The sequence below is a fragment of the Okeania sp. genome (genome assembly GCF_983059655.1).
Genome location: NZ_CEZPJD010000479.1, coordinates 1 through 6,083 on the forward strand (window position 1 = coordinate 1; position 6,083 = coordinate 6,083).

Here is a 6,083-nt window from a genome sequence, read left to right on the forward strand (position 1 = left end):
CTGCTTCATAAAACTGATACAAAGCGTCACATCGATGCGACAAATTGATGTTTACTTCCTGCTTCTACTGAGGCCGTCGGCGGTTACTCATCCACAGACATTGACGGTCAAGCCAACCGCATATCTAAACTCTATACCTACATTTAAATCTTTGTCAATCAACATCAGAAAAAAGTCCTCAAACCCTGATTGCGTCATTCCTAGTAGGGAGCGGGATTTCTGGAGAGGTCTATGTCTATATAGATAGACTGCCAGAAATGTTTCAGCCGCGATTAGTGCAGAATATACAAATTTCACCCTCGTTACTACTTGCCTGTGATAACTAGCGTATTATATCTCTAAGTTACGCAAATTATTAACTAAGTCGAAACTCTCTCAAACTTAAAACTGATATAACTTTTGAGTTATTTTGTAAGCATTTCCTGTGGAATGCTGCGCAAACAGCTATTAGCTGTCAGCTCTTAGCTCTCAAGGGGGTTTTAACGAATATAGACTTTACAGCCAGCTTTTAGGCGTAAGTATAAATTCTGACTCAATTAGTAAAGCTTTTATCTAAAACTAAAAGCAATAGCTGATAGCTGACGGCTGAATGCTTATGTTATTTAATAGCCATTTTTACCTGTGTCACAGGTACTTTTACCTCGTCATCACTCACAGCATTGTCGAGGGACATATCCACCTCACTCAATTGATTAGCTGGAGATATCGACCACAGGGCGATCGCTGGAATTACCCCTACCACTACACTCAAACAAGTGGGTAATAAAAATCTAGCATCTAAGGCAAATACAGTAATTGTTGCTCCAAAAGCAAAGTTAACTAAATAAGTAATGAGTGGCAGGTTTAACTGTTGACGGGACAATGAAATTGTTTTCTTGCGCCAAAACCAAGCAGCTACAGACATGTATATTACACCTGTACCTACCCATCCTAGTAAGTTGCGGTAAGGCATACCAAAGAAAGAGCCTTCCTCTTGAAATGTCCAAAACGGAAATGGTGCCTGACTCATTGCTGGGTCAAGGACTAGGTCCCAAGCTGTTAGAAGCATTGCTCCTGTAGCGATCGCTCCTACATGACGTATCCAAGAACTAGAACTCTTGACTTGTAAACCGCAACGAGCTAGTAAATAGCAAACCAATCCCATATAAAACCAAGATAAGGGAATTGTAAAAGGTACTAGACCTGCAATTTTGTATCCTAAGCCACTCAGGTAAGCATAATCTCCAAAAGGAAAACCCGTGCTAGTGCCCAATAGTTCGCTACTCAAAGATAGAAACACAGAAGGCAGCATAAAAGCCAGGGTTGTACCTATTCCCAAATTCCTCATGCTATACAAGGCAACTGCTAATGCTCCAAAGATAATATAAGTTGCTCCTCCACCTGCCATACTCCATTGGAAGGCAGTTTGTCCTAAAGGAGGCAAGCTGATAATAATTTCAGGATTAGGTAGAACTATTAACAGACCTGCTAGTCCAAAAACTGTTGACAAGATATGTACAAGTAATAGATAGCGTTCGGCAATCATAAGTTGCTTCATAGAAGTCCTATTTCTGAGTTAAAAAGTCAGTAAATTTCTAGTTTTGTGTTCTTGCGAAAATACTCCACATCTATTCTTTGCATCAGCAGCAGAGAATTAGAAGTATTTTTTCTGAGTGGGACTAATTTTTTCTAGAAACCAATCCTGCAAAACACTACCTATTAGTTTACAAATCTTTACGAGAAAAAGAACCAGAATAACTTATATATTTTGTTTGACTTTTTGACACTCTGCGCTCCCCCAGAGACGCAGATTCTTTAATTTAGCTATATCTCAATATCATATTTAATAAAAAATGTCAATATAGCACTGTGCGCAGGCAACAGGCAACAGGGGGAATAAAAAAAAGTTTGAGACGAAGAGTCGCCCGCTTATAGGCGAGGCTTTAGACCCATTTTTTCGGTAAAATAAGCTGAATTTTCAAATAAGATGAAGAAAATTATATTAAGCAAACTTAGTTCAAATAAATATTAACAGGAGATTAAGTGATTATAGAAATTTTCACAACAGGAATTATCGTCTTAACTGTACTTCTAGGTTTAGGCTATTTAGCACTAGAATTACAATACCGTAGTCGTCCAGGAAATGCTTTAGAACTAACCTCTGGAGAATGGCATTTAGCAGTTGCAGAACCAGAAAATTACCTATTAGTGGGTGAAATGGAATTATGCAACCGTACCAAAAGCTTAGAAATTATGGTGCCAGAAATACAAGCAGAAGTAAAACTACTGTCTGGTGCAAGTTTAGAAAAAGTAAATTATCAAACTCGAATTATTCCTTTCCATGAAGATGCCTCAGCTAGACCCGATGACTATTGGTTTGCTTATATCGTTAAAGTAGGAAAAAAGACAAAACTGAAGATATCAATAGATATTCGTGGGGAAAATTTAGACCAACTCAAGTCAGCTTGGATTAAAGTTAATTATATTACCTATGGCCCTCAAGGTCGTATTCCCAAAACTCGTCATATTGTAGTGCCTCTCAAATTTCCCGATCCTAAAGCTATTCCAAATCAGCGAGAAGCGCAAAATGCAACAGTATTTCCTATTCGCACTCACTTATTAACAGAATTAGACGATCCGATAGAAATTGTCAAACGTTATGTAGTTCCTCATGCTCAACCAGGGGACATTGTTACCATCGGTGAAACACCCCTGGCCCTAATACAAGGTCGTTTTCGTCACCCTACTGACGTTAAACCTGGATGGGTAGCAAAACGCATCTGTTACTTCTTTCTACCCACTTCAAGTCTGGCAACAGCCTGTGGGATGCAAACTCTCGTAGATATTGTTGGACCAGTCAAAGTATTTATGGCCTTTTTCGGAGGTGCCATAGCCAAATTATTAGGGAAACCTGGTATGTTCTATCAATTTGCAGGAGAACAAGCCAGACTAATAGATGATGTTACCGGAACTTTACCTCCTTATGACCAATTTATAGTTTTAGGCCCAGAAAATCCTCAAAATTTAGTGGAACAAATCCAAACAGCTACGGGCCTGGGTGCAGCGATAGTAGATGTTAACGATTTGAAAGCAGTTAAAATATTAGCAGCAACCTCTAATGTATCTACTTCTTTACTAGAGGAAGCTTTAAGAAGTAATCCCGCAGGAAACGCGGATGAACAAACCCCAGTAGTTTTGATCAGGCCATCATCTTGACGAAGTCAGAAGTTAGAAGTCAGAAGTCAGAAGCGAGTGTGTAATTCTGAGGTCCCCTCAGAATGCAAGACACACTTCATCACAGTCAAAAGTTAACCCACCCCTGCCCCTCCCAGGAGGGGAGCCAGAAAGGGAAGTAGGGGATTTGAACAAGGCTCCAAAAACCCGATCGCCTTAAAAGGCGGTGTTGCGCAACCCAATTATTTTGATAAGACAAGAAGTTCATGGAAATGAAGGCTAAAAAAGTGAAGATTACTGGAATGAAGAAGATATAAAGTATTACTAATGCTTATATAGCTAATCTGAAAAAACTATAAACTCACGCCCATTTTAGTCATTCAAAATTATCTGGATGACTAATACCTGGTTTGGCCAAATTTCCAGTTCCACAAAAATCAAAACTTTATTTGAGATAAGCACCTAAAAATCTAGAAAAAAAAATAATGAAACCTTTAACCCGCCAAAATAAAAGTCAGGTGGTCATCCGTCCCCTAGAGTACCGCGACCTAGAAGCTATCAAGAACATAAGTAGGGAAACTCCGGAGGTACAACACAATCATCGAGATGTTACCTTTAACCTGTCTCCTATTAGCCTAAGCCAGAAATTACCACAAATTAGTCGTTGGTACTGGCCCATAAAATTATTGAGTCTTTTCCCTAATCCCTGCAAATATTTACTAACTTCCTATGTTGCAGAAATAGATGGACAAATTAAAGGGGCAATCCAAGTTTTTCCTAGCAACCGCACCCGTAGCAGTTGGCGGGTAGAAAGGATAGTTACTGAGGAAACAGGGACAAACAGAGGAATAGGTTCTCAACTATTACGATATTGCTTTGAGAAAATTTGGGAAGCACGGACATGGTTATTGGAAGTTAATGTTAATGATAAAGAGACTATGGCCCTTTATCGCCAAAATGGTTTTCAGCCATTAGCCCAAATTACTTACTGGACAATTACTTCTCAACAATTACAAGAGTTAGCCCTTTCTCAGCCAAATTTACCAAATTTACTACCTATTAGTAATGCTGATGCTCAGTTGCTCTATCAATTGGACACAGTATCTATGCCTCCTCTGGTACGGCAAGTATTTGACCGCCATATCCCAGATTTTCAAACTAGCTTTGTTAGTAGTTTAATGGAGGGAGTAAGGCAATGGGTAAATCATACTGAATTGGTTAGTGGGTATGTGTTTGAACCCCAACGTAAGGCAGCGATCGGCTACTTTCAAGTACAATTATGTCGTGATGGTACACAACCACATATAGCTCAATTAACTGTACATCCAGCTTATACTTGGTTGTATCCAGAGTTATTATCTCAAATGGCAACACTGGCTCAAGATTTTCCTCTTCAATCTCTACAACTTGCTTCTGTTGATTATCAACCTGAACGTGAAGCATATTTAGAAAAGATAAAGGCTGAACAAATTGAACATTCTTTGTTGATGTCTCGTTCTGTTTGGCATAAACTCCGAGAGTCTAAGTCTGTTATTTCTGACCTCCAGTTTTCGGAAGTTCTTCAAGGTCTGCAACCAGTTCGTAAACCAGTTCCTAGTCGTAGTTCTTTGTTAAAGATCATGCAAAATAGACATGGTAAAAGTAGTAACTCTCAGCTCAAGACTAATAATAATTATTACTGGGAAGCTACAAGCGAACAGGTAAATTCTGCATCAGAGTCGTCATCTCCAAATTCACAAAATGGGGATGATGATGATAATGGATAATTGATAATGGATAATTGATAATTGATAATTGATAATTACCTCTGGTTAAAACCGTTACGGAATTGAAAATAAGGAGATATCCTAGCACTTTTTCTCTCTTTAAAAGGGAAGGCTTTAAAGCAGAATTATTTAATTATTAATTAGGGTTTGCTGATTAAATATCGCGTGCATTGACTGATATTGGTTTTAGGTAATTTATGCCTGAAAAAAGTATGAGCTTTTGAGAAGCTATTGTTAAAAAAGTGAGGATTTTCACGCCCTGCACGCAGCCGAAAAATCACTCTGACTATTCTTTTGGCCACTGACTCTGTAATTCCCATTTCTTCTATGTCCTAACTACTGCTTACTGTCTACTCCCTACAAAGAGCAAAAAGACTTTCCATACGCAAACCCTAATTATTAATTATTCGGTAATTTTTATAATTGTTATTTATTAATTGTTTATTAATTGTTAAACATCTCCAATTGATCGCGAAAAGGAGTGAGAGATTTATCGCAAATCTAAAAAGTATAATTGTAGATTAAGGAGTTGAATGTTCAATGTCTCAATCTCGAATTTCAGCACTGGGTTTAGATGTAGGAAGAAAACGTATGGGGGTCGCAGGATGTGATGGTACTGGTTTAATTGCTACTGGTATTACTACTATTAAACGTACCTCTTTTCAAGAAGATATAGCTAGGTTAAAATTTATTATCCAAGAACGTCAAGTACAGATTCTAATTGTAGGTTTACCATACTCTATGAATGGTTCTATAGGTTTTCAAGCTAAACAGATACAAAAATATGCTCAAAGATTGTCACAGGCTCTAGAACTACCTATAGAATATGTTGATGAACGTTTGACTTCAGTTCAAGCTGAGGAGATGTTGAAAGCTGCAAATATTTCTCCTTCTCAGAATAAACATTTAATTGATAGAAAAGCAGCAGCTTTGATTTTACAGCAATGGCTGGATGAACGTAGAAAAAATAATATTAGCTCACAAGTAAATGATTCAACAGATATAGAAACATCTATTACTATAGAAGAGAAATAAGTTTATTTCAGACACCTGTTCATTAATGGATAATTGATAATGGATAATTGATAATTACCTCTGGTTAAAACCGTTACGGAATTGAATATAAGGAAATATTATTTCTTCTCTTGGTTGATTGGATATGGC

The 6,083-nt window shown here is 37.8% G+C and carries 4 protein-coding genes; 3 read left to right on the plus strand and 1 reads right to left on the minus strand.

Features of this window, described 5'->3' with window-relative positions; all coding sequences use genetic code 11:
• Positions 1-598: 598 nt before the first annotated feature.
• On the minus strand, positions 599-1,537 hold the full coding sequence (gene cruF, locus AC3DU7_RS22225) for a gamma-carotene 1'-hydroxylase CruF (RefSeq protein ID WP_488041483.1): 939 nt from the start codon (positions 1,535-1,537) through the stop codon (positions 599-601).
• A 488-nt stretch (positions 1,538-2,025) separates the two neighbouring features.
• On the opposite strand from cruF, the gene AC3DU7_RS22230 reads away from it, so the two are divergent.
• From AC3DU7_RS22230 to ruvX, 3 genes are all read left to right on the plus strand, one after another.
• Positions 2,026-3,195 (plus strand): F420-0:Gamma-glutamyl ligase, encoded by a 1,170-nt coding sequence (locus tag AC3DU7_RS22230; RefSeq protein ID WP_488041486.1) that lies wholly within the window; start codon positions 2,026-2,028, stop codon positions 3,193-3,195.
• A 443-nt stretch (positions 3,196-3,638) separates the two neighbouring features.
• Positions 3,639-4,919 carry a GNAT family N-acetyltransferase gene (locus tag AC3DU7_RS22235; protein WP_488041484.1) on the plus strand — a complete coding sequence of 427 codons (1,281 nt, stop codon included), beginning with the start codon at positions 3,639-3,641 and terminating at the stop codon, positions 4,917-4,919.
• 540 nt (positions 4,920-5,459) lie between these two features.
• Positions 5,460-5,954, plus strand: coding sequence for a Holliday junction resolvase RuvX (gene ruvX, locus AC3DU7_RS22240; protein WP_488041485.1), 495 nt, complete (start codon positions 5,460-5,462; stop codon positions 5,952-5,954).
• Positions 5,955-6,083: the final 129 nt, after the last annotated feature.

Excerpts from the sequence above, each read along its gene's own strand:
- cruF (WP_488041483.1), bottom strand. The coding sequence starts at position 1,537 with ATGAAGCAACTTATGATTGCCGAACGCTATCTATTACTTGTACATATC.
- AC3DU7_RS22235 (WP_488041484.1), top strand. The coding sequence starts at position 3,639 with ATGAAACCTTTAACCCGCCAAAATAAAAGTCAGGTGGTCATCCGTCCC.
- ruvX (WP_488041485.1), top strand. The coding sequence starts at position 5,460 with ATGTCTCAATCTCGAATTTCAGCACTGGGTTTAGATGTAGGAAGAAAA.